Annotated in this window: 20 protein-coding genes; 9 read left to right on the forward strand and 11 right to left on the reverse strand. The window is 69.4% G+C overall.

Annotated elements, in window-relative coordinates:
* Positions 1-56: 56 nt before the first annotated feature.
* The 4 genes from QE399_RS06330 to QE399_RS06345 all read left to right on the forward strand — a co-directional run bounded on the left by QE399_RS06330 (position 57) and on the right by QE399_RS06345 (position 2845).
* The gene (locus QE399_RS06330) at positions 57-254 is read left to right on the forward strand and encodes a heavy-metal-associated domain-containing protein (RefSeq protein WP_309827164.1); all 198 of its coding nucleotides are present in this window, start codon (positions 57-59) and stop codon (positions 252-254) included.
* Positions 251-736 (forward strand): Cu(I)-responsive transcriptional regulator, encoded by a 486-nt coding sequence (gene cueR / locus QE399_RS06335; protein ID WP_309827165.1) that lies wholly within the window; start codon positions 251-253, stop codon positions 734-736. Before QE399_RS06330 ends, cueR begins: the two co-directional genes overlap by 4 nt.
* Before the next feature lie 92 nt (positions 737-828).
* On the forward strand, positions 829-1611 hold the full coding sequence (locus tag QE399_RS06340; protein ID WP_309827167.1) for an enoyl-CoA hydratase/isomerase family protein: 783 nt from the start codon (positions 829-831) through the stop codon (positions 1609-1611).
* Positions 1612-1648: 37 nt separating this feature from the next.
* Positions 1649-2845: an acetyl-CoA C-acyltransferase family protein gene (locus QE399_RS06345; RefSeq protein ID WP_309827168.1), complete on the forward strand. Its 1197-nt coding sequence runs from the start codon at positions 1649-1651 to the stop codon at positions 2843-2845.
* Positions 2846-3016: 171 nt separating this feature from the next.
* Here QE399_RS06345 and QE399_RS06350 read toward each other — a convergent pair whose 3' ends face one another.
* A complete protein-coding gene (locus tag QE399_RS06350; protein ID WP_309827170.1) occupies positions 3017-3265 on the reverse strand; it encodes a DUF3297 family protein in 249 nt (82 codons plus the stop codon).
* A 132-nt stretch (positions 3266-3397) separates the two neighbouring features.
* On the opposite strand from QE399_RS06350, the gene QE399_RS06355 reads away from it, so the two are divergent.
* The gene (locus QE399_RS06355) at positions 3398-3829 is read left to right on the forward strand and encodes a WapI family immunity protein (protein WP_309827171.1); all 432 of its coding nucleotides are present in this window, start codon (positions 3398-3400) and stop codon (positions 3827-3829) included.
* 9 nt (positions 3830-3838) lie between these two features.
* On the opposite strand, the gene QE399_RS06360 is transcribed toward QE399_RS06355, so the two are convergent.
* From QE399_RS06360 to QE399_RS06375, 4 genes are all read right to left on the reverse strand, one after another.
* Positions 3839-5092, reverse strand: coding sequence for a nucleoside recognition domain-containing protein (locus QE399_RS06360; protein WP_309827173.1), 1254 nt, complete (start codon positions 5090-5092; stop codon positions 3839-3841).
* 33 nt (positions 5093-5125) lie between these two features.
* Positions 5126-5608, reverse strand: a complete 483-nt coding sequence (locus QE399_RS06365; RefSeq protein WP_309827175.1) for a DUF2214 domain-containing protein — start codon at positions 5606-5608, stop codon at positions 5126-5128.
* Between the two features lie 116 nt (positions 5609-5724).
* Positions 5725-6114 carry a DUF6152 family protein gene (locus QE399_RS06370; protein ID WP_309827179.1) on the reverse strand — a complete coding sequence of 130 codons (390 nt, stop codon included), beginning with the start codon at positions 6112-6114 and terminating at the stop codon, positions 5725-5727.
* Between the two features lie 124 nt (positions 6115-6238).
* Positions 6239-7231, reverse strand: coding sequence for a recombination-associated protein RdgC (locus tag QE399_RS06375; RefSeq protein WP_309827180.1), 993 nt, complete (start codon positions 7229-7231; stop codon positions 6239-6241).
* A gap of 406 nt (positions 7232-7637) precedes the next feature.
* Between QE399_RS06375 and QE399_RS06380 the strand changes: the two genes are divergently transcribed.
* Entirely contained in the window at positions 7638-8234 is a 597-nt protein-coding gene (locus QE399_RS06380; protein WP_309827182.1) for a Spy/CpxP family protein refolding chaperone, read from the forward strand.
* Between the two features lie 286 nt (positions 8235-8520).
* Positions 8521-9144 carry an acyloxyacyl hydrolase gene (locus tag QE399_RS06385; protein ID WP_309827184.1) on the forward strand — a complete coding sequence of 208 codons (624 nt, stop codon included), beginning with the start codon at positions 8521-8523 and terminating at the stop codon, positions 9142-9144.
* Between the two features lie 1229 nt (positions 9145-10373).
* On the opposite strand, the gene QE399_RS06390 is transcribed toward QE399_RS06385, so the two are convergent.
* The 4 genes from QE399_RS06390 to QE399_RS06405 form a co-directional block, all read right to left on the reverse strand.
* Positions 10374-10679: an H-NS histone family protein gene (locus QE399_RS06390; protein WP_309827186.1), complete on the reverse strand. Its 306-nt coding sequence runs from the start codon at positions 10677-10679 to the stop codon at positions 10374-10376.
* A gap of 60 nt (positions 10680-10739) precedes the next feature.
* A complete protein-coding gene (locus QE399_RS06395) occupies positions 10740-15317 on the reverse strand; it encodes an EAL domain-containing protein (RefSeq protein ID WP_309827188.1) in 4578 nt (1525 codons plus the stop codon).
* A gap of 274 nt (positions 15318-15591) precedes the next feature.
* Complete coding sequence (locus QE399_RS06400) at positions 15592-16698, reverse strand: 3-deoxy-7-phosphoheptulonate synthase (RefSeq protein ID WP_309827189.1); 1107 nt, start codon at positions 16696-16698, stop codon at positions 15592-15594.
* An 82-nt stretch (positions 16699-16780) separates the two neighbouring features.
* Positions 16781-17269 carry a C40 family peptidase gene (locus tag QE399_RS06405; protein WP_309827190.1) on the reverse strand — a complete coding sequence of 163 codons (489 nt, stop codon included), beginning with the start codon at positions 17267-17269 and terminating at the stop codon, positions 16781-16783.
* Between the two features lie 220 nt (positions 17270-17489).
* Here QE399_RS06405 and QE399_RS06410 point away from each other — a divergent pair, with 220 nt between their 5' ends.
* The gene (locus tag QE399_RS06410) at positions 17490-18140 is read left to right on the forward strand and encodes a c-type cytochrome (protein ID WP_309827192.1); all 651 of its coding nucleotides are present in this window, start codon (positions 17490-17492) and stop codon (positions 18138-18140) included.
* A gap of 21 nt (positions 18141-18161) precedes the next feature.
* On the opposite strand, the gene leuA is transcribed toward QE399_RS06410, so the two are convergent.
* Positions 18162-19853 carry a 2-isopropylmalate synthase gene (gene leuA, locus QE399_RS06415; protein WP_309827193.1) on the reverse strand — a complete coding sequence of 564 codons (1692 nt, stop codon included), beginning with the start codon at positions 19851-19853 and terminating at the stop codon, positions 18162-18164.
* Between the two features lie 346 nt (positions 19854-20199).
* Between leuA and QE399_RS06420 the strand changes: the two genes are divergently transcribed.
* A complete protein-coding gene (locus QE399_RS06420; protein WP_309827195.1) occupies positions 20200-20610 on the forward strand; it encodes a VOC family protein in 411 nt (136 codons plus the stop codon).
* A 115-nt stretch (positions 20611-20725) separates the two neighbouring features.
* Here the strand turns inward: QE399_RS06420 and QE399_RS06425 are convergent, their stop codons facing one another.
* On the reverse strand, positions 20726-21349 hold the full coding sequence (locus QE399_RS06425; RefSeq protein ID WP_309827197.1) for a 3'-5' exonuclease: 624 nt from the start codon (positions 21347-21349) through the stop codon (positions 20726-20728).
* Positions 21350-21374: the final 25 nt, after the last annotated feature.

Consider the following 21374-nt stretch of genomic DNA (forward strand, 5'->3'; position numbering starts at 1 on the left):
GGGTTCATCATCGGCAACGGCTGACCTTTCAACCCTTTCACAGAACGGAGCACCCCATGCAACACATCCTCCAAGTCCAGGGCATGACCTGCGGCCATTGCGAACGCGCCGTCGTGCACGCCGTGCGCCAGGTCGATCCCGAAGCGCTGGTGCAGGTGGACCTGCCCACCGGCAAGGTGACGGTCGAAAGCGACCACGCCCGCGAGCCGCTGGCCGCGGCCATCACGGAAGAGGGCTACGCGGTCGCCGCATGAGCGCCCGCACCGCCCCGGCGGCGGCGATTGCGGCCGCACGCGGCCCCGTGCCCATCGGCACGGCGGCCGAGCGCGCGGGTGTGTCGCCGCGCATGGTGCGCCACTACGAATCGCTGGGCCTGCTGGCGCCCGTGGCGCGCACCGACAGCGGCTACCGGCAGTACACCGAGGCCGACGTGCACACGCTGCGCTTCATCCGCCGCGCGCGCGACCTGGGCTTTGCCATGGACGAGATCGCCACCCTGCTCGGCCTGTGGCAGAACAAGCGCCGCGCCAGCGCCCATGTGAAGAAGATCGCCCAGGCGCACATCGACGACCTGGCCCAGCGCATCGCCGCCATGCAGGCCATGCAGCGCACGCTGCAGTCGCTGGTGGGCTGCTGTCACGGAGACGACCGGCCGGATTGCCCGATCCTGGATGATCTGGCGGCGGACGAAGGCGCGCCCCCGGCACGCCCCGCCCCGCGCCCTCAAAATTCATAGCTGCTTGCGCTCTATCTACAACGCTTTTCGATAGATTCATATTGCAACGCCTTTTGTAATAAGCGCATGCAGCTCCTGAAAAAGGAGCATCCATGGAAGCCACCTCCCCGCTGCAGGTCGACCGGCACGGCGCCATCGTCACGCTGCAGTTCCACCGCCCCGACGCGCTCAATGCCGTCGACGTGCCCATGGCCACCGCCCTGCGCGACGCCGCGCGCCAGATCGCGGCCGACCGCAGCGTGCGCGCCGTGGTGCTGCGCGGCGCGGGCAAGGCCTTCATGGCGGGCGGCGATCTGCCCACGCTGCAGGCCGACCCGGCGCAAGGCGCCGCCGACCTGCTGGGCCCGTTGAACGAGGCCATCACCCTGCTGTCGGCCATCGACGCGCCGGTGATCGCCCAGGTGCACGGCGTGGCCGCGGGCGGCGGCATGAGCCTGATGCTGGCGGCCGACTTCATCCTGCTGGCCGAAGGCACGCGCCTGAACCTGGCCTACATCAACCTGGGCACCAGCTGCGACCTGGGCGCGTCCTGGGCATTGCCGCGCCTGGTGGGCCTGCGCAAGGCGCTGGAGATCGCGCTGCTGGGCGACACCCTCACCGCCGACGACGCGCTGCGCCTGGGCCTGGTCAACCGCGTGCTGCCCGCTGCCGAACTGGACGGCGCCGTGCAGCAGTTGGCCGAGCGCCTGGCCGCCGGCCCCACCGTGGCGCTGGGCCACATGCGCCGGCTGATGCGCACCAGCTTCGACCGCGACTTGCCCGACCAGCTCGCCGCCGAGGCGCGCGCCTTCCACGAATGCGCACTCAGCGCCGACCTGCCGGAAGGCATCGAGGCCTTCTTCGCCAAGCGCAAGCCGCAGTTCACCGGGCGCTGAGCGTCTAACCGATTCCCACCTCCACCCCACCATTGCCATGACCGCATCCCCCCACCGCGACGTCTTCGTCGTCAGCACCGCCCGCACCGCCATCGGCACCTTCGGCGGCGCGCTGAAAGACGTGCCCAACACCCAGCTCGCCACCACCGCCGTGCGCGCCGCCATCCAGCGCAGCGGCCTCGCGCCCGATGCCATCGGCCATGTGGTGATGGGCAACGTGATCCCCACCGACACCAAGGACGCGTACCTCTCGCGTGTGGCCGCCATCGACGCCGGCTGCCCGGTCGAAACGCCCGCCTTCAACGTCAACCGGCTGTGCGGCTCGGGCCTGCAGGCCATCGTGTCGGCGGCGCAGGCCATCGGCTACGGCGACTGCGACGTGGCCGTGGGCGGCGGCAGCGAATCGATGAGCCGCGGCCCCTACTTCGACACCGCGGCGCGCTGGGGCGCGCGCATGGGCGATGCGAAAAGCATCGACTACATGCTGGGCATCCTGCACGACCCGTGGCAGAAGATGCACATGGGCATCACCGCCGAAAACGTGGCCGAGCGCTACCGCATCAGCCGCGAACAGCAGGACCGCCTGGCCGCCGAGAGCCAGCGCCGCGCCGCCGCAGCCATCGACGCGGGCTACTTCAAGGAGCAGATCGTTCCGGTGGAAATCGCCACCCGCAAGGGCACCACGCTGTTCGACACCGACGAGCACGTGCGCGGCACCACCACGGTGGAAGTGCTGGCCGGCATGAAGCCCGCGTTCAAGAAGGACGGCGGCACCGTCACGGCGGGCAACGCCTCGGGCATCAACGACGGCGCGGCCGCCGTGGTGCTGGTGGCCGGCGACCGGCTGCAGGCGCTGAACGCGCGCCCGCTGGCGCGCCTGGTGGGCTATGCGCACGCCGGCGTGGACCCGGCCTACATGGGCATCGGCCCGGTGCCGGCCACGCAGAAGGTGCTGCAGCGCACGGGCCTCACGGTGCAGGACATGGACGTGATCGAGGCCAACGAGGCCTTTGCCGCCCAGGCCTGCGCCGTCATCCAGGAACTGGGCCTGGACCCGGCCAAGGTGAACCCCAACGGCTCGGGCATCTCGCTGGGCCATCCGGTGGGCGCGACGGGCGCGATCATTACCACCAAGGCCATCGCCGAGCTGCACCGCACGGGCGGCCGCTACGCGCTGGTGACCATGTGCATCGGCGGCGGGCAAGGCATCGCGGCGGTGTTCGAGCGGGTGTGATGGCGGCGTGCACCGGCGCTGCGGCGCCGGCCGCCACGGTGTGTATATCAGCGAGGTGGCCGCGCGATGAAGGCGCGCTTGTCGTCGCCATCGAAGCCCGCAGACGCATAGAACTGCAGCTCGCTCGCGCGCACCTCGCGGATGTCGCAGCGCGCCATCGGCCGGCCTTGCTTACTTGTAGAAGGCCTCGACCGTGCCCTTGAGCGTGATCAGCAGCGGCCGGCCCTTGCGGTCCAGCGTCTTGCCGGCAGGCACCTTGATGAAGCCCTCGCTCACGCAGTATTCCTCGACGTCGAAGCGCTCCTTGCCGTTGAAGCGGATGCCGATGTCGTGCTCGAACACGGCGGGCACGTGGAACTTGCTGCGCGGATCGACGGAGAGGTGGTCGGGCAGTTCGGGGCGTTGCGGGGTGTCGGTCACGGCATCTTCTTTCTGAGTCAAAGGGAAACACAATCCAGGGGCCGATTGTCCAAGGTTTAGGCTGCGGTCCGGCGCATGCCGCCCCGCGGCGGCGGCACGACACGGCAGTGGCCCCATGAAACAGGAGATCCGATGGAAGCATTTGCCTTTGGCGGCCAGGAGCGGGAGCGGCTGGAGGTCGCCATCGCCGGCTATGAGCGCACGCCGACAGGCGACTACTACGATGACAACTGGCTCACGGCGGACATCTCCGTGCACTGCGGCGCGTTCCAGGGGCGCTTTGCAGCCGCCCTGCTCACGCATGAGCTGCAGACTTTCCATGACCAACTGGCCGCGCTGTACCAGTCCCTGTCGGGCAACGCCGCCTTCAACACACTGGAAGGCCAGCTGGCACTGTCGGTGACCGGCGATGGCCGGGGGCATCTGCGGATCACCGGCGAGGCGACGGACCAGCCCGGCAGCCCGCAGCGCCTGGCGTTCGAGATCGCCATCGACCAGACCCAACTGCGGCAGTCCCTGCACGGCCTGGCGGCCGTGCTTGAGGCGTATCCAGTGCGAGGGTGACGAGCCGCCTCAGCGCAGCATGGCATAGCCCACGCCGATCGCCGCCGCCAGCCCCGCGGCATCGGCGAACAGCGCGCAGGCCAGTGCATGGCGGGCGTGCTGGATGCCCACGCTGCCGAAGTACACGGCCAGCACGTAGAACGTGGTCTCGGTGGAGCCCTGCACGATGGCCGCCAGCCGCCCGGCGAACGAATCCACGCCGTGCACCTGCATCACGTCGATCATCAGCCCCCGCGCGCCGGCACCCGACAGCACCTTCATCAGCCCCACGGGCAGCGCCGGCAGAAAGTCGGTGTTCCAGCCCAGCGCTGCCACGCCCGCGCCGATGGCCGAGAGCAGAAAGTCCATGCACCCCGCCGCGCGGAACACGCCGATGGCGACCAGGATGGCGATGAGGTAGGGCACGATCTGGATCGCCACGCCGAAGCCTTCCTTGGCGCCGTCGATGAAAGCGTCATACACGTTCACGCGCCGCACGGCACCCGCCAGCACGAACAGCATCACCACGCCCAGGATGACGGCCGCGCCCGTGGTGCCCGCGATGCGCGCGGCCTGCTCGGCCGGCAGCCGCGCCAGGGCCGTCACCGCCGCCGCCAGCAGGCCCGCCACCACGGCCACCGGCACCAGAAATCGCGCGCGCCACAGCGGCAGCCGCTGGCACACGGCCACCGCCAGCACGCCGGCCAGCAGCGAGATGAAGGTGACGATCAGCGTGGGGAGAAAGATGTCCGCCGCGTTGAAGCCGGCGCCCAGGCCCTGCTTGAGCGCAATGCTCTGGCGGATGGCGATCACCGAGGTGGGAATGAGCGTGAGGCCCGCGGTGTTCATCACCACGAACATGATCTGCGCGTTGCTCGCCGCATCAGGCTGGCGCGTGTTGAGCGTCTGCAGCTCGCGCATGGCCGTCAGGCCCAGCGGCGTGGCGGCGTTGTCCAGCCCCAGCAGGTTGGCCGAGATGTTCATGGTCATCGCGCCCTGCGCCGGGTGGCCCTGCGGCACCTCGGGGAACAGGCGCCGCAGCAGTGGCCCCGCTGCGCGGGCCAGCAGTTCGACCATGCCGGCGCGCTCGCCCACGCGCATCAGGCCCAGCCACAGCGCCATCACGCCGGCCAAGCCCAAGGAAATTTCGAAGCCCGAGCGTGCGCCGTCGAACAGCGCCGCCAGCAGCGCCTGGAAGATGCCGTCCTCGCCCAGCAGCCAGCGCGCCACGGCGGTGGCGAATGCCACGGTGAAGAAACCGATCCAGACCCAGTTGAGCGCCATGGACGGCGATGGTAGCGGCAGCCGCCGCGCCCGCTACAGAAGAAAGCCGATCCAGCGGCCCGCCAGCAGCGCCCCGAGCCACAGCCCCAGCGACAGCACCGCCTGCAGTCGCGCGATGCCACCGGCCCGGCCCGCCTGCAGCGTGGCGGCCCAGCGCCGGGTGCCGTGCATGGCAGCCACATTCGCCAACGCCAGCCCGATCAGGGCGAGCTTGGCGAGGAAGGCGGGGTTGGCCAGGTATTCGCTGCCGCGCACCGCGAACAGCCACAGGCCGGTGGCCGCCGCCAGGCCCAGCCCGGCGGCCGCGGCCCGCGACAGAAAGGGCCCGATGAGCGCCAACGGCAGCGCCCGGCCCACGGCCTGGAGCAAGCGCAGGTCCAGCAGCACCGCGGCGCCCACCCCCAGCCCCAGCGCGGCGATGTGCACGGCATTCACCACCAGGTAGGCGGTGCCTGAATGCACCAGCCACGCCACGGGCGGCAGGGCAGGCAGGGCGTCGAGCACGGCGGACAACACGGCGGGGCCTGGATCCAGGGGTTCGAAAAAGGGTGGGGGGCTTCAGTGCGGGTGGCAAGCGGCCGGCTGCGGCCAGAGCGGCCGGAGCGACCACATGGCCGCGATGCCCCGGCCGGTCAGCGCTTTTCCACGCGCTCGGGGTACATCACGTACGGCTTGCCGCCCACCGTGATCTGCACCGCCTTCATGCGCTGGCGCGTGGCGTCCTTGTCGCGGTTGCCCACGACGGTGATGGCATCGCCGGCCCGGGCGGACTGGGCGGTGAAGCCCGAGCGCTCGGTCTGCGTCGGGTTGCCCAGGTCCACGCGCCAGACCTCGCCCTGGGCCGTCTTCACGTCGATCCACGGATGGGGCGGCGCCACCTGCACGCGCTGCACGGTGCCGGCCAGTTCGCTCTGGGCGTCTTCGGCCCAGGACCAGCCGTGGTGGGCATGGGCCAGGCCGGGTACGGCGGCCCCGGCGGCCAGCGCGGCGGCCAAGGACAAGCGGCGGACGGAAATCAACATGGCAATACCTCCGGTCGTGGTCGGTCAGTCGAAGGTCCGCATCGTGCCTGCACCCGGGCGGCAGCGCCACACCATGCCCCCTGCGCGCACGCGGGATGGCGCGGTGCAGGGCGGCGCCCCGGGTTCAGAACGGTGCGTCGTCGTCCTCGGCCGTAGTGGCCGGGGCTGCCGTGGCGGAGGCCGCCGGCTGCCCTTGCGGTGCGGCGGGTGCGGCAGCTCCGCCGAGTTCGGTCCGGCCCTCGCCGCCCAGCGCCTCGACCAGGTCAGGGATCAGCTTGGTCAGCTCACCCGTGGCGATGGCCACGTCGGTGTCGAAGCCGCCGTCGTCCTTGCCCGTGCCCTCGAACACCGTGTCCAGGAACGACACCTTCTTGACCTGCAGCCCCTCGCTCAGCACGAAGGACACGCGGTCGTCCCAGGTCATGGCCAGCTTGGTCGGCAGCTTGCCGGCGGCGATGTGCGCCTGCACCTCTTCGATGTCCAGCGGGTGGCGCGAGTAGCGCACCACGGCCTTGGATTCGTCGGCACTCTTCAATTCGCATTCGCGGTCCACGCTGAAGCCCACGGGCGGCTCCTGCGTGCTGAGCCAGTGGGACATGGCCGCCTGGGGGCTGGTCTGCGTGTCCAGCAGCGCCACCGACAGGCCGGGCAACGCATCCACCAGCAGGCTCACCACCTCGTCGGCACGGCCCTGGCTGCTGGTGTCCAGCACCAGCAGATGCGCCTGCGGGTCGATCCACACCCACATCGATCCCTGCTTGGTGAACGCCATGGGCAGCAGGTCGAGCTTGGCCTCTTCCTTGAGTTCCTTGCTTTCCTTCTTGCCGGGCTTGCGGCCGGTCTCCTGCTCGATGCGCGCGGCCTTTTCCTTGACCTTGCGTGCCAGCACCGAGCCGGGCAGCACCTTGGACTCGACCATGAAGCGCAGGATCCACTGCCCGCCCACCGATTCGGCGAACAGCCCGTGGGCATCGCCCCGCGGCGGCACCCAGCCGATCGACTTTTCCTGCGTGGCACCGCACTCCGCAAACGGCGTCTTGGTCAGCGCCTCTTCCAACTGCGTCAATTCGACCTGCCACTGCGGCGCAATGCGGTACACGATCATGTTTTTGAACACGGACTCACCCTTCGTACATCTGAACTCTGCTGTGCCGGCGCGCGCTCGCGGTCGCCGCACCGGGCCGCCATTGTCGGCGCTCGCGCTGCTGCCTGCGGGCGAGACTACGCACCGTTACGCCCCGCCAAGCATACGCTACATTTTTAATAGCTATATGCGCTTATGGATAGGGCGCTATCGGCCTATTTGACCTGAAACTGCCCCAGCCTGCACCCGGCCGTGCGTCGGCGCCGCATCCGGGCGGCGCAACCGAACGTTGGCACAACTTTACACACCCACATGCGCCGCGCATGGCGCAGATACATCGGCGCCAGACACTGCATCCAGGCGCCAGGGCTTCGTGCTTCCTCCGGATCCCGCCCCGGCGCTTCTCCTTCCACCGTGAAGACCACCGAAAGGAAACACCATGGCCCGCCTTCTCCCCCAACGCATCGCCTCCACCTCGCTGGCCGCCGCCCTGCTGGTCGCCATCGCCACCCCCGTCCTGGCACAGCCCGCACCGTCTGCCCCGCCGGCTGCCGCCACGGCACCCGCCCCGGCCGACGGCGCGCAGGGGCCGCGCCACCAGCGCGCCCATTCGCCGGAACGGTTCAAGGAGCGCATGGCCCAGCGCGCGGCGCAGCTCAAGCAGAAGCTGCAGCTCACGCCGGCACAGGAACCCGCTTGGACGGCCTTCACTACCGCCATGCAGCCGCCCGCCGGCCCGCGCCACGCCAAGCTGGACCGCAAGGAAATGGACCAGCTGACCACGCCAGAGCGCATCGACCGCATGCGGGCCCTGCGCGCCCAGCGCTCGGCTGAAATGGACCGCCGCGACGAGGCCGTGAAGACCTTCTATGCCGCGCTGACGCCTGCGCAGCAGAAGACCTTCGACGCTGAAGCCCACCGCATGCATCCCCGCATGGACGGCGGCCCTGGCCACCGCGGCGCCGACGGCGAACCCGGCAAGGACGGCCGCCCGGGCAAGCCCGCTGCGCCCGCAGCACCGGCGGCGCCTCAGTAAACGACGCTGGCCGCAGAAAGGGGGGGCCACTGGCGGCACACGCCTGCCGCCTCCCGCCTGCACCACCTCGCACCCACCCGGCTTCGGCCGGGTGTCCGTGTTCTGGGCCGCCGGAAACCGGTCTGCCCGTCGCCACGGTGGAGCGTGGTGTGGCGCACATCCCGGGGCCGTTGTAAAGCACATACACCGATGCCCGACAACCGTCCATGGTCGAGGCAGCCGCCTACAAGCGCTCGGCGCAACGGAGGAATAGAGTCGTTACATATTTTTATAACCCTGACTGCCCATGTTGCACTCTGCTCTGCACCGTCCACTCTTCCAGGGCCGCCGCCCTGCCAGCGCACGCTTCGCATTTCCGCTGACGATCGCTGCCGCAGCCATCTCCTGGGGCGCCGGCCTCGGCAGCGCACAGGCCCAGCCCGTGTCGGATGCGTACCACGCCCCCTCGGTCTATGTGCAGGGCAACTGGGCCGAACACGGCAGCGATGCGGCAACCATCGGCGTGACCCTGCCCTGGAGCCAATGGCGCAGCGAATTCTGGGGCAGCGAACTGCGCGGCCACTGGGACATCAACCTGAGCCGCTGGTCGTTCGACGGCGTGGCCGGCTACAACAGCATCAACGTGCTGAGCGTGACCCCCACGCTGCGCCTGCGCCCCGACCAGGGACGCTCCGCCTGGTTCTGGGAAGCCGGCATCGGCGCCACGCTGGCCGATGACCGCTACCGCACCACCAACAAGGAATTCAGCACCTCGTTCAACTTCGCCTCCCACCTCGGCCTGGGCGTGAACTTCGGCGCCCAGCGCCAGCACGAGGTGTCCGTGCGCGTGCAGCACGTCTCCAACGCCAGCATCAAGCGCCCCAACCCCGGCGAGAACTTCGTTCAGCTGCGCTACGGCTTCCACTTCTGAGCTGAGCGGCGGCGACCCGCGCCCCACCACCAGGCCCTTCGGGGCCTTTTTTTTCGGCTGCGATCGACCGCCCGGCGGAGCCGGCTGTGGAAAAGCCTGGGGATGGAATCGGAACAACCGCAGGCTTATCCACAGCGCAAGCCGCCACGCCGAAGTTGTTGTCGGCGGCTCCCGGCGTTCCCCCGGGTTCCGGCCACAGGGTTGAACGGAAGCCAAGTCCTTGGCAGGCAAGGAAAAAAGCGGCTTGTCCACACAAAGGGGCGCGCTCTACTACTACTGCTATTGATTTATAGAACTTCTAAGGAATAACCAGAACCGAGAGGCCGCGCTTCAGAACAGGCCATGCACGGCGCGATCCACCGGAGCAAAAGGCCGTGGCGAAGACCCTCAGGCCCTGGCGCCGCATGAACGAAGCACCCGTGCGGCGGGGCCCGGGTTCCCTTCGCGTCGACCTTGTCGTGCAGGGGCGAACGGCCGTAGGGCTGGGCACAACACTGCGGTGGCGCGCAGGGCACAGGCCGGACGGGATGCAGGGTGACGCCACGGCCTTTGCCGGGCCATGGAAGGCTTGTGCAGCGCGTTCGATGCCCCAGGAGCAAGCCCTTGGCTGCAGATGCCCGTGCGGCCACCACGGGGCGGTCACTGGCGAATCGGCTACCTGGGGACGGGTCCCAGATCGGCGTCCGGTTGCCCGAGCGGGAACAACCATGGGGACAGTTGTGGAACAACCGGGCAGTTGTCCACAGAAAAAGAAGGCCGCTTCTCTTTATCCCCTTTCAGGGTGCAGTGCGCGCGGGGGGACACCCACAGGCTTGTGCGCGGGCCAATGCGTTGATCCGCTGGGGCAAAAGCGACTTATCCACAGACAGCTCCCGCCTCTACTACTACCACTATGTTTTTATAAAAGAAATAAAGAAGAAGACAGGGACAACAGCAACCTCCCCGGGCACCGGTTTTTCGTGATGGAGGTCCGAGGAAAGCCCGTTGAGCGTGCGAGGTGGGTCGCTGGGATCGGTGCCGGGCGAGACAGGCCGAGAAAACGGGGGAGAAGGGGACTGGCCGAACCCGATACGCGGGGGTTGGGCAAGGGAGAGAACGTCTTTGCAAGGCTCCTAGAAGGCCTTTGCCGGGCTTCAGGGGATGCTTTCAGGGGGGAGCTGACCGGCGAAGGCGCCGGGGTCCGGAAGATCGCTGCGTACGGACGACGCGCGGAGGGATGTGGAGGGATGTCAGATGGCGAACGCTTCGCGGTCCTTGCCCGCGATCCACTTCGGCGGCTTGCCCCGGCCGGACCAAGTGGCGCCCGTCACGGGGTTGAGGTACTTGGCCGGCGCCTTGCGGGGCTCCGGCTGCCAGGGAAAGACCTGCTGTGCGGTGAAGCCGAATTCTTCCACCAGCTGTTTCACGGTGACGAGGGCGGCTTCGGAGGCCTGTTTGCGGGCTTGGGCGATCTGTGCGTCGAGCGCCTTCTTCTGGGCGAGGAGTTCTGAGTAGCTGGCCATCTGCAGTTGCGGTGTGGAAAAGCGCAACAGCATAGGGGATGGACAGGCAGGCGCACGCCGCGTGGTCGGAAGCCCGCCGGGACGCTGGCCTGGTCAGCCCCGCGCGGGGCGCGGCATGGCGACGCCTGCGGCGCGCTGCACCAGAAACTGCTCCAGCAGGTCCACCGGCAGGGGCCGGCTGAACAGATAGCCTTGGTACAGGCGGCAGCCGGCGCGGGCCAGGCGGTCGCGCTGCTCAGCCGTTTCCACCCCTTCGGCGATCACTTCCAGGCCCAGGCTGCGCGACAGGCCGATGATGGTGTCCACGATGGCGGCGTCGTTCGGATCGGTGAGCAGGTCGCGCACGAAGCTCTGGTCGATCTTGAGCTGGTCCAGCGGCATGCGCTTGAGGTAGGCCAGGGAGGAATAGCCCGTCCCGAAATCGTCGAGCGAGAACCCCACGCCATAGGAGCGCAGCGCCGCCATGGTGGCGATGGTGGTTTCCATGTCCTCCACCAGCAGGCTCTCGGTCAGTTCCAGCTTGAGCTGCCCGGACGGTGCTCCGGTGATGGCCAGCACCCGCGCCACGTCGTCCACGAAGCCGGCGTGGCGGAACTGCCGCGAGCTCACGTTGACCGCCATGGTCAGGTGCGAGCGGTCCGGATCGTCCTGCCACATCGCCAGGGTCTTGCAGGCGGTGTGGAGCACCCAGCGGCCCAGGGCCAGCACCAGGCCGGTCTCCTCGGCCAGCGGAATGAACTGGCCGGGCGGGACCATGCCGCGTTGCGGGTGGGCCCAGCGCAGCAGCGCCTCGACGCCGACGACGCGGTGGGCGTCGTCCATCTGCGGCTGGTAGTGCAGCAGGAACTCTTCCTGGGCCAACGCAGCGCGCAGGTCCGTCTCCAGCGTGGCGCGCGCGGTGACCACGTCCTGCATGTCCGGGTCGAAGAAGCGCAGCGTGTTGCGGCCCGCCGTCTTGGCCTGGTACATGGCGAGGTCGGCCTGCTTGAGCAGTTCGCCCACGCTGGTGTGCGCGTCGTTGAACGGGGCGATGCCGATGCTGGGCGTGGTGCGGTAGTGGTAGCCCGCCAGCGTATAGGGCGCGCCGAGGACCGACAGCACCTTCTCACCCAGGCTGCGCGCGTGCAGCGCCAGCTCCTCCGGAGCGGCGCTCAGTTCCTCGACCATCACGACGAACTCGTCGCCGCCCAGCCGGGCCACGGTGTCGATGCTGCGCACACAGGTGTTGAGCCGCTGCGCCACCTGCTGCAGCAGCAAGTCGCCCTTGTCATGCCCCAGGGTGTCGTTCAGCGTCTTGAAGTTGTCCAGGTCGATGAACAGCAGCGCCCCGCCCTGGTGCCGGCGCTGGGCATTGGCCAGGGCATGGGCCATGCGGTCCATGAGCAGCATGCGGTTGGGCAGGCCGGTGAGCGCGTCGTAGAAGGCCAGGCGCTGGATCTCCCGCTCGGTCGCCTTGCGCTGGGCGATATCGGAATTGATGGCCAGGATGGATTCCGGCCGCCCCTCGTCGTCGCGTACCAGCGTCCAGCTGCCTTCCACTTCCAGGGGCTGTCCGCCGGCGTGGTACTGCGTGATCTCGCCCGTCCACTCGCCCTGCTCCAGCGTGATGGCCGTGGCCCGCAGGAACTCCTGCAGGTCGTCCTGGTACAGCAGTTCGCTGATGCGCCGGCCCATCGCCTGCTCGCTCGGCCAGCCGTACATGCGTTCGGCGCCCTGGCTCCAGAACAGGATGCGGTGGTCCAGGTCGCGCACGATGATGGCGTCGCGTGCCTTGTCCAGCAGCGAGGCCTGGCGGCGGTTGCGCAGGTCGGCGGTCTGCCGCTCGATCTCGGCGCTGGCGCGCGCCGCGAAGATCTGCAGCGTGTTGACGACGAACTCCGGGTCCTGCAATGCGTGGCGGAACATCACGAAGATCAGGCCCATCGGCTGGCCGTCGCTGGCCGTCAGCTGGTGGCCGACATAGCTGCGCGCCTGCGCCCGCTGCACCAGGTTGGCGTGGGGGTACTCCCGCAGTGCGTCGTCGACCACCACCAGCTGCCGCTGCGTCACCAGAGCGTGGCCCGGCGTGCCTTCCAGCCGGTACTCGGAGTTGGGCAGGCTCTCGCCCAGCAGGATGCGCGACAGCGTCATGGCCCGCTGGGGGGCGCCGCCGGTGCCGGGCAGCAACCGTGCCACCCCGGCTGCCTGCGCACCGAGTGCATCCGCCATGTTGTGGGCCAGCGTGCCGAAGAATTCCGCCCCCGTGCTTGCCGACACGGCGGACGCCACCTTGAGCAGCGTGGCCTGCAATCGCTCCTGCTCTTCGCGTACGCGCAGCGTCTCCAGGCCGTACGCCACATCGGTGGCCAGCTCTTCCAGCAGCTGGGTCTCCTGGGCGCTGATGTGCAGCACCTCGGGGGCATACAGGTACAGCACGGCGAACGTGCGGTGCGCGTTGCGCAGCGGCAGGCAGATCACGGCGTGGAAGCCGTGGCCGATCATCTGGTCGATGTCCTGGGCGAAGGTGGCGCTGCGGCGGATGTCCCGCACGATCACGGTCTTGCCGCTGCGGATGGCCACGCCGGCCGGGCCGCGGCCGGCCGGTGAGTCCGCAGACCAGCTCAGCTGCAGTCCCTGCAGAAAGTCCTCGTTATGGCCGGCGTGCGCGACGGGGTCGACGGTCTTGCCGGCATCGTCGCAGGCCATGCCCACCCAGCCCATGCGGTAGCCGCCGATCTCCACGGCGATGCGGCAGATGTCGTGCAGCAGGTCGGTGCGCGAGCGGGCGCGCACGATGGTCTCGTTGCAGGCGCTCAGCAGCCGCTGGGCGCGGCCCAGCCGCGCCAGCTCGCGTTCCACGCGCAGGCGCTGCGTCACGTCCGAGCCGAGCACCTGCCGCGCCGCCACGCCGTTGAAGTGGATGCCGCCCACGGAGATCTCCATGTCGATCACCGTCCCGTCCTTGCGCCGGTGGCGGCGCAGCACGTTGCTGCAGGGCTCGTGGTGGGCCATGGCTTCGGTGGCGGCCACCAGCTGTTCCCGGTCCTCGGGAAGCCACAGGTCGCGCATGTTCATGCGCAGCAGCTCCTCTTCGGTGTAGCCGTAGTGCTCCACCATCGCGCGGTTCACGGCCAGGATCTGCAGGCTCTTGAAGTCGTACACCCACAGGGGCTGCGGGTGGTCGGCGAACAATGCGCGGTACTGCTGCTCGGAGGCGCGCAGCTGTGCGTCCACCCTGCGCAGTTGCACCGTGGCCCCGAGCGATTCCGCCAGGATCTGCAGGTGCACGGTGTTGCGCGCCGAGAAGGCACCGGCCTGCCGCGACAGCACCTTGAGCAGGCCCACCACGTCGTCGCCCGCGCGCAGCGGCGCGGCGATGAAGCTCTCGCAGTCTGGGCAGTCCGTGGCCTGTGCCGCGGTGGCGGCTGACAGGTCGCAGCTGGTGACGGTGCGGCCGGCGGCCAGGCGCTCCCACAGCGGGTGGTCCTGCAGCGCGGTGCGGGTTCCGGGCTGCGGCGCCAGCGGCGCGTCGCCCGCACTGCCCTGCACCTGCAGTTGCGTGCCATCGACCAGCGCCACCATCGCAGCGTCGGCTTGCGTGAGGCTGCGGGCCGTGGCGGCCACCAGCTGCAGCACGTCTGCCAGCGGCACGTCCAGCGACGAGATCCGCTGCTGCACGCGCACCAGCTCGGCGTGCGTCTGCGCCTCGTGCTGGGCCTCCAGCTCGGCCTCCTTCTGCGCGCTGATGTCCGTCATGCCGCCGACCATGCGCACCGCACGGCCGCTGGCGTCGCGGATCAGGAAGCCCCGGTCCTGCACCCAGGCATAGCTGTCGTCGTGGCGGCGGAAGCGGTAGGTGGCCGTCCAGAACTCCTGGTCGCCCTGCATGGCGGCGTGGAGTCCGTCCTGCACCGATGGGCTGTCCGCGGGATGCAGGCGCAGCGTCCAGGAGCTGCTGTCCGCCGGCAGCGTGTGCAGCGGAACGCCGAAGAGCGTCTGCATGCCCTCGTTCCACCACATGGCGTCGGTCTCCAGGTTCCAGTCCCAGATGGCATCGGCCGTGGCCCGGGTGACCAGATGGAAGCGCTCCTCGCTCACGCTTCGAGCGGTCTCTGCCGCTAAGGGCTCGCCTACGCTCCGCGGGACGCTGGGAAGCCGGTCGACCACGCCGCCGTGATCGGCGGCCAGTGGGGTCACCGAACGATGGCGCCGGCGCATTGCCAGCAGGGCCAGGACTTGTTCGGCCACGGCCTGCAGGGCCTCGCGCTGCGGCGGCTCCAGCGGGCGTACCTGCGTGTCCATGGCCACCACGGCGCCCAACACCAGGTGCTCGGCGGTCACCAGCGGCATGCAGGCCACGGCGCGCACATGCGGCGCGTGGGCCACCAAGGGATGGCTGTGCAAGCTCGGGTGCTGGGTGGCGTCATCGACCCACACCAGCTGTCCGGCGGCGGCGATGGCGCACAGCCCGTGGTCTCCGTTCAGGGCCGCGGCGGGCACGCCGGTATGGGCCTTGAACCACTCGCGGCCATCGTCCAGGAAGCCGATCGCGGCCATGGGCATGCTGCACAGATGGGCTGCGAGCCGTGCCAGTTGCTGGAAGGTTTCTTCGGGCGGGGTGTCCAGAATGCCGCAGGCCCTCAGGGCTTCATGCCGGGCTTCGATCGCGGTGGCGGCGGTCGGCGGCTGCATGGCTCAGGCCGCCCGAGGCAGGGGGCGCAGGTCGTGGCACAACGCAGCGATGGATGGCACCGGCATGGAACGGAAACCCGGAAAAGGGGGACGCGGTGGGAGGGTTGATGAATGCTACACCGCCCCATGGCGCCCCCGCGCCTGCTGCCGTGCCGCAGGGCGGCACGAAGCCGCACACGTGCTGCCACTGTTGGTTTACTGCCAAAGGGAGCGGTGTACGTCTTCTTCCTGAATGGTTGGGCGCCAGGGGCGTGGCGCGGGCCACGCCCGCGGATCAGGCGTTGCGCGCGCGCCGGGCCCGCACGGCGGCGGCCAGGCTCTGCAGCACGGGCACGGTCTGCTCCATGCTGATGCAGGCGTCCGTCACGGAAATGCCGTGGGCGAGCGGCTGGCCGGGCACGATGTCCTGGCGGCCTTCCTGCAGGTGGCTCTCGATCATCAGGCCGGTGATGCGCGTATCGCCTGCGGCGATCTGTGCGGCCACGTCGGCCGCCACCTCGATCTGGCGGCGGTGCTGCTTGCTGCTGTTGGCGTGCGACACGTCGACCATGACCTGCTCGCGCAGGCCGGCGCCCTTGAGCAGGGTGCACGCAGCCTCGACATCGGCCGCGCTGTAGTTGGGTTGCTTGCCGCCGCGCAGGATCACGTGGCAGTCGGTGTTGCCGCGCGTTTCGAAGATCGCAGCCTGGCCCATCTTGGTCATGCCCATGAAGGCATGCGGCGCGCGCGAGGCGAGGATGGCATCGCTCGCCACCTTCAGGCCGCCATCCGTGCCGTTCTTGAAGCCTACCGGGCACGACAGGCCGCTGGCCAGCTGCCGGTGGCTCTGGCTTTCCGTGGTGCGCGCGCCGATGGCGCCCCAGCTCACCAGGTCGCTGATGAACTGCGGCGACAGCAGGTCGAGGAACTCGGTGCCCACGGGCAGTCCCAGCGCCAGCACGTCCAGCAGCAGTGCGCGGGCCATCTCCAGCCCTTCGTTCATGGCGAAGCTGTCGTCCATGTGCGGGTCGTTGATGTAGCCCTTCCAGCCCACGGTGGTGCGCGGCTTCTCGAAGTACACACGCATCACCACGAGCAGGTCCTGCGCCAGCGCATCGGCCTGCACCTTGAGCTGGCGCGCGTAGTCCATGGCCTGGTCGTGGTCGTGGATGGAGCATGGCCCCACGACGACGATGAGGCGGTCGTCCTGCCCGTGCAGCACGCGCGAGATGGCGGCGCGGCTGTTCTCCACCAGCGTATGGGCGGCATCCGGGGCGGGCAGCCACTCCTGCAGCAGCGCGGGCGTCACCAGGGGGCGGACGGCGCGGATGCGGGTGTCATCGATGCGGGTGGTGTCGTGGGTGGAAAGCGGCGCGGCGGCGCGGTGGGCATGCGTGGTCATAACCCGTGATTGTCGCGCGAGTGGTGTGCGGCGCTTCACCCGCGTGGCGCCGCGGGCTGGGCAGCGCTGGAAAAGCGTCCGCTCAGGGCCGGCGGTACGCCGTGGGCTGGCGTGCCCAGTAGCCCGAGGTGAGCCGGTCCAGCCGCACCGTGCCCCCGGTCGACGGCGCATGCACGAAGCGGCCTTCGCCCACGTAGATGCCCGCGTGCGACGGCCGGCCGGAGCCGAAGACCACCAGGTCGCCCGTGCGCAGTTCGCCGGCATCCACGGGCTGGCCGAAGCCCGACAGCTGCGCCACGGTGCGCGGCGGGGACACGCCGGCGCGGCTCGTGTAGACGTAGCCGATGAGACCGCTGCAGTCGAAGCCGCCTTCGGGCGTGTTGCCGCCGAAGCGGTAGGGCGTGCCCACCAGGCCCAGGGCGTGGATGGCGATGTCGCTCGACTGTTCGGGCGTGAGGACGGGGTACGACACCGCGCTGCGGGCGGGCCGCGAGGGCGGCGCCGTGCTGCAGCCGGCCAGCAGCGCAGCAGTCGCCGCGGCGGCGATCAGGCTGGAGAGTGCGGTACGCATGGGGCGAGAGGGTAATGGATGTCCACGGGGGCTGCGTCTGGCAGGGGCAATCGCCCTGGGACCCGGCCATCGGCGGAAAGTTTGGCCTGGATCAAATTTTTACGCCCTTCCGAACGCCTGCCTGCGCCCGGCAGGGCGGCATATTCGGAAGCTGATCGATCGGCTGGCCGGCCCGCTCCGGCTCGGGGACTGCACCATGGCAAGGCATTGGGGATACAGGATGGGGGGCGCCGCACTGGCCCTTGCGGCCACGCTGGCTGCACCGGTGGCGACGGCGCAGCCGGCACGGGCGCGCGCATCGGCCCGCGTGGACCTGGACGCCCGCCTGCGCGAGGCCCAGGCCAGTCCGGCGCTGGAGCAGGGCCTGCTCAAGACAGGGCGCCGCGTGGCCGCCGTCTGCGCCCACTGCCACGGTGAAGGCGGCTCCAGCGTGAAGCCCGACATCCCCAACCTGGCCGGCCAGAACCCCGCCTACCTGATGGAGCAGCTGCGGCAGTTCGCCGACGGCCGGCGGCGCAACGAGTTCATGGAAGGCATGATCCGTGCGATGGACAGCGACGAGAAGGTGGGCATGGTGCTGTTCTATGCCAGCCAGCCCGTGGCGCCGCGCCCGCCGGCGCCCGCCGCGCTGGTGGCCGCGGGCCGGGAGTACTACGGCAAGGTGTGTTTCCGCTGCCACGGCACGGACGGATACGGCAACACGCTCATCCCCCGCATCGCCGGCCAGCAGACGGGCTACCTGCGCACGACGCTGCAGCGCTACCGCGCCGGATCGGGCGTGCGCGTGGAACCGCTGATGTCCGCCAGCACGCGCCTCATGTCCGATGCGGAGATCGACGCCGTCGCGGCCTACGTGGCGTCGATGCCCTGACGCGGCGAGCGGCCCTTCCGCTCAGGCCGTCACGGTGGTGGTCACCGCAGGCTGCGGCTCGCGCTGCGCGAGGCGGTTGGCCGCGCTCACCACCGCCTGCACCGAGGCCGTGACGATGTTGTGGTGCAGGCCCACGCCGAAGGTCGAGCCGGGCTGTCCTTCCAGCGCGGCCTCCACGATGGCCAGCGCCTGGGCGTTGGCACCGGCGCCCGTCGCGCGCTCTTCGTAGCTGTGCACGCGCAGCGGCAGGCCGAGCGCATCCACTGCCGCGTCGATGGGGCCGTTGCCCTGCCCCTGCAGGGTCTGGCGCTCGCCGTGGATGGTCACTTCCAGCTCGATGCTCTGCCCGTCGTCGGCCAGGCGGTGTGCATGGCACACGATGGCGCTGTCCGGCTGCTCCGGCGTGTTGAGGTAGGTGGCCTGGAACAGCGACCACAGCGCCGCACCGGTCATCTCGGTCTCGCTGCTGTCGGTGTGGCGCTGCACGATGGCGCTGAACTCCACCTGCATGCGCCGCGGCATGACCACGCCGCGCTCGCGCTCCATCAGGAAAGCGATGCCGCCCTTGCCCGACTGGCTGTTCACGCGGATCACGCTCTCGTACGTGCGGCCCAGGTCCTGCGGGTCGATGGGCAGGTAGGGAATTTCCCAGAGGCCATTCGGATCGTGCGCGGCAAAGCCCTTCTTGATCGCGTCCTGGTGCGAGCCCGAGAACGACGTGAACACCAGGTCGCCCACGTATGGGTGGCGCGGGTGGATGGGCAGCGAGGTGCATTCCTCGGCCACGCGGGCCACGGCGTTGATGTCGGAGAAATCGAGGCCCGGGTGGATGCCCTGGGTGTAGAGGTTGAGCGCCACCGTCACCACGTCGAGGTTGCCGCAACGCTCGCCGTTGCCGAACAGGCAGCCTTCCACGCGCTGGGCGCCGGCCAAGAGGGCCAGCTCGGCCGCGGCCACGCCGGTGCCGCGGTCGTTGTGCGGGTGCACAGACAGCACGACATGCTCGCGGGGGGCGAGGCGCCGGTGCATCCACTCGATCTGGTCGGCGAACACGTTGGGCGTGGCGTTCTCCACCGTGGTCGGCAGGTTGATGATGATGGGGCGCCCCGGGCCCGTGCCCCAGGCTTCGATGGCCGTCTGGCAGGCCTTGAGCGACACGTCGAGTTCCGTCGCGCTGAAGCACTCGGGCGAGTACTGCAGCGTCCACTGCGTCTCGGGCTGCGCGTCCGTCAGGCGCTTGAGGTGCGAGACGTGCTCGTGGATGAAGGCCATCACCTGCGTCACGTTCATGCCGAACACCACGCGGCGCCACACGGGGGCCGTGGCGTTGTACAGATGCACGATGGCGCGCTTGGCACCGTGCACCGCCTGCACCGAGCGCTCGATGAGGTCGCTGCGCGACTGCGTCATGACCATGATGGTCACGTCGTCGGGGATCAGGTCCTCGTCGATGAGCCGGCGCACGAAGTCGTAGTCCGTCTGCGAGGCGGCCGGAAAGCCCACCTCGATCTCCTTGAAGCCGATGCGCACCAGCTCCTGGAAGAGCTTCATCTTGCGCTCGCCGTTCATCGGCTCGAACAGCGCCTGGTTGCCGTCACGCAGATCGGTGGAGAGCCAGACGGGCGCGCGGGTGATGGTGTTGGAGGGCCAGGTGCGGTCGGTCAACGCGATGGGGGCGAAGGCCTGGTACTTGGTAGACGGTTGGGCAATCATGATCGGCTCCACGAAACATTCGGACGGGTGAAAAACACGGTCGAATTCCCCTGCAGCCCTCCACAGGGGTGGAGGCTGGTTCGCGGGCCGGGGTCAGGGGGAAAACGGGTGTTGCGCTTTTAGGCAACGGTGATGGCGAACGCAGGCAGACCCCGGCCAGGCACTAGGCCTAGCGATAGCGGGGATAGGGACATGCGGCGTTGCATAGGGTTTGCATGCTATCACAGGCTTTTTGGCGCGTGTTGCGGGCTCGCCCTCTGTTCGCCGGCGGCCGCTGCGCGCCCAATGCAGCCCAGCGGCGGGGCGACGGGCCTTGCCGGCATCACAACAGCCCAGGAGCCCTGCGATGCAGCACCGCCAGATGTTCGTCAACCTGCCCATCCGCGACATGGCCCGCTCGCGGGCCTTCTTCGAGGCGCTGGGCTATTCGTTCAACCCGCAGTTCAGCAACGACCAGGGCGCCTGCCTGGTGCTGGGCGAGCATGTCTTCGCCATGCTGCTGGTGCACGACTTCTTCCAGACCTTCATCGACCGGCCCATCGGGGATGCGACGCAGACCGCCCAGGTGCTGGTGGCCCTGCCCTGCGGCAGCCGCGACGAGGTCGATCAATTGGTGGATGCGGCCCTGGTCTGGGGCGCCACCACGCCGCGCGGCGTGCAGGACCTGGGCTTCATGTACAGCCGGGCCTTCGCCGATCTGGACGGCCACATCTGGGAGCCGTTCTACATGGACGAGGCCGCGGCGCAGGGCGGATGAGAAAGGAAAGGGCCTGGCAGGCACCGCTGCCGCCAGCGCGCAGGGTTGCAAGCTCAACAGGGCGATAGCGCCCGTCCATTAAGCGCAGTTAGCTATAAAATAAATAGCAAAAGCGTCAGGCGACGAGCGGCGCGGCGCACCCGGCCAGGAACTGCCCCACCTTGGGCTTGGCGCAGCGCTGCAGGGTGCTGAGCAGCGCATGGTCGGGCCGCTCCACGCGCCAGCGCGCGCGCAGGTCGTGCTGCATGCGGGTGAGCAGCGACGCGGCCATCTCGGCATCGGCCAGCGCCCGGTGGGCGCGCCCGGCGCGAGGCAGGCCGAGGTGGTCCACGATATGGCCCAGCTTGTGGCTGGGCGCGTGCGGGTACAGGCGCCGCGACAGCAGCACCGTGCAGGCAAAAGCGTGCGGTGCGGGCAGGTCCGCATGGGCGAGTTCGTGGCCCCAGAACTTGCTGTCGAACGCCGCGTTGTGCGCGACCATGGGCGCATCGCCCACGAAGCGCGCAGCGTCGCGCATCACGCTTTCGGCAGCGGGCGCTTCGGCCACCATCGCGTTGGTGATGCCGGTCAGCTGCGTGATGAAGGGCGGAATCCACACGCCGATGCGCATCAGGCTCTGGAAGCGGTCCACGACCTGGCCGTCCTGCACCAGCACGATGGCCACTTCGGTGGCGCGGGCGCCCTGGGCGGGCGTCATGCCCGTGGTTTCAAAGTCGATGACGGCAATCGTGGAACGCATGCCGCGATTGTCCACAGCGCGCCGC

Origin of the sequence: Paracidovorax wautersii, assembly GCF_031453675.1 — a bacterium.
GTDB lineage: Bacteria > Pseudomonadota > Gammaproteobacteria > Burkholderiales > Burkholderiaceae_C > Paracidovorax.

What these genes read in the sequence shown, in the direction of transcription:
- QE399_RS06330 (WP_309827164.1), top strand. Translation starts at nt 57, where the DNA reads ATGCAACACATCCTCCAAGTCCAGGGCATGACCTGCGGCCATTGCGAA.
- cueR (WP_309827165.1), top strand. Translation starts at nt 251, where the DNA reads ATGAGCGCCCGCACCGCCCCGGCGGCGGCGATTGCGGCCGCACGCGGC.
- QE399_RS06340 (WP_309827167.1), top strand. Translation starts at nt 829, where the DNA reads ATGGAAGCCACCTCCCCGCTGCAGGTCGACCGGCACGGCGCCATCGTC.
- QE399_RS06345 (WP_309827168.1), top strand. Translation starts at nt 1,649, where the DNA reads ATGACCGCATCCCCCCACCGCGACGTCTTCGTCGTCAGCACCGCCCGC.
- QE399_RS06355 (WP_309827171.1), top strand. Translation starts at nt 3,398, where the DNA reads ATGGAAGCATTTGCCTTTGGCGGCCAGGAGCGGGAGCGGCTGGAGGTC.
- QE399_RS06360 (WP_309827173.1), bottom strand. Translation starts at nt 5,092, where the DNA reads ATGGCGCTCAACTGGGTCTGGATCGGTTTCTTCACCGTGGCATTCGCC.
- QE399_RS06370 (WP_309827179.1), bottom strand. Translation starts at nt 6,114, where the DNA reads ATGTTGATTTCCGTCCGCCGCTTGTCCTTGGCCGCCGCGCTGGCCGCC.
- QE399_RS06380 (WP_309827182.1), top strand. Translation starts at nt 7,638, where the DNA reads ATGGCCCGCCTTCTCCCCCAACGCATCGCCTCCACCTCGCTGGCCGCC.
- QE399_RS06385 (WP_309827184.1), top strand. Translation starts at nt 8,521, where the DNA reads ATGTTGCACTCTGCTCTGCACCGTCCACTCTTCCAGGGCCGCCGCCCT.
- QE399_RS06390 (WP_309827186.1), bottom strand. Translation starts at nt 10,679, where the DNA reads ATGCTGTTGCGCTTTTCCACACCGCAACTGCAGATGGCCAGCTACTCA.
- QE399_RS06395 (WP_309827188.1), bottom strand. Translation starts at nt 15,317, where the DNA reads ATGCAGCCGCCGACCGCCGCCACCGCGATCGAAGCCCGGCATGAAGCC.
- QE399_RS06400 (WP_309827189.1), bottom strand. Translation starts at nt 16,698, where the DNA reads ATGACCACGCATGCCCACCGCGCCGCCGCGCCGCTTTCCACCCACGAC.
- QE399_RS06405 (WP_309827190.1), bottom strand. Translation starts at nt 17,269, where the DNA reads ATGCGTACCGCACTCTCCAGCCTGATCGCCGCCGCGGCGACTGCTGCG.
- QE399_RS06410 (WP_309827192.1), top strand. Translation starts at nt 17,490, where the DNA reads ATGGGGGGCGCCGCACTGGCCCTTGCGGCCACGCTGGCTGCACCGGTG.
- leuA (WP_309827193.1), bottom strand. Translation starts at nt 19,853, where the DNA reads ATGATTGCCCAACCGTCTACCAAGTACCAGGCCTTCGCCCCCATCGCG.
- QE399_RS06420 (WP_309827195.1), top strand. Translation starts at nt 20,200, where the DNA reads ATGCAGCACCGCCAGATGTTCGTCAACCTGCCCATCCGCGACATGGCC.
- QE399_RS06425 (WP_309827197.1), bottom strand. Translation starts at nt 21,349, where the DNA reads ATGCGTTCCACGATTGCCGTCATCGACTTTGAAACCACGGGCATGACG.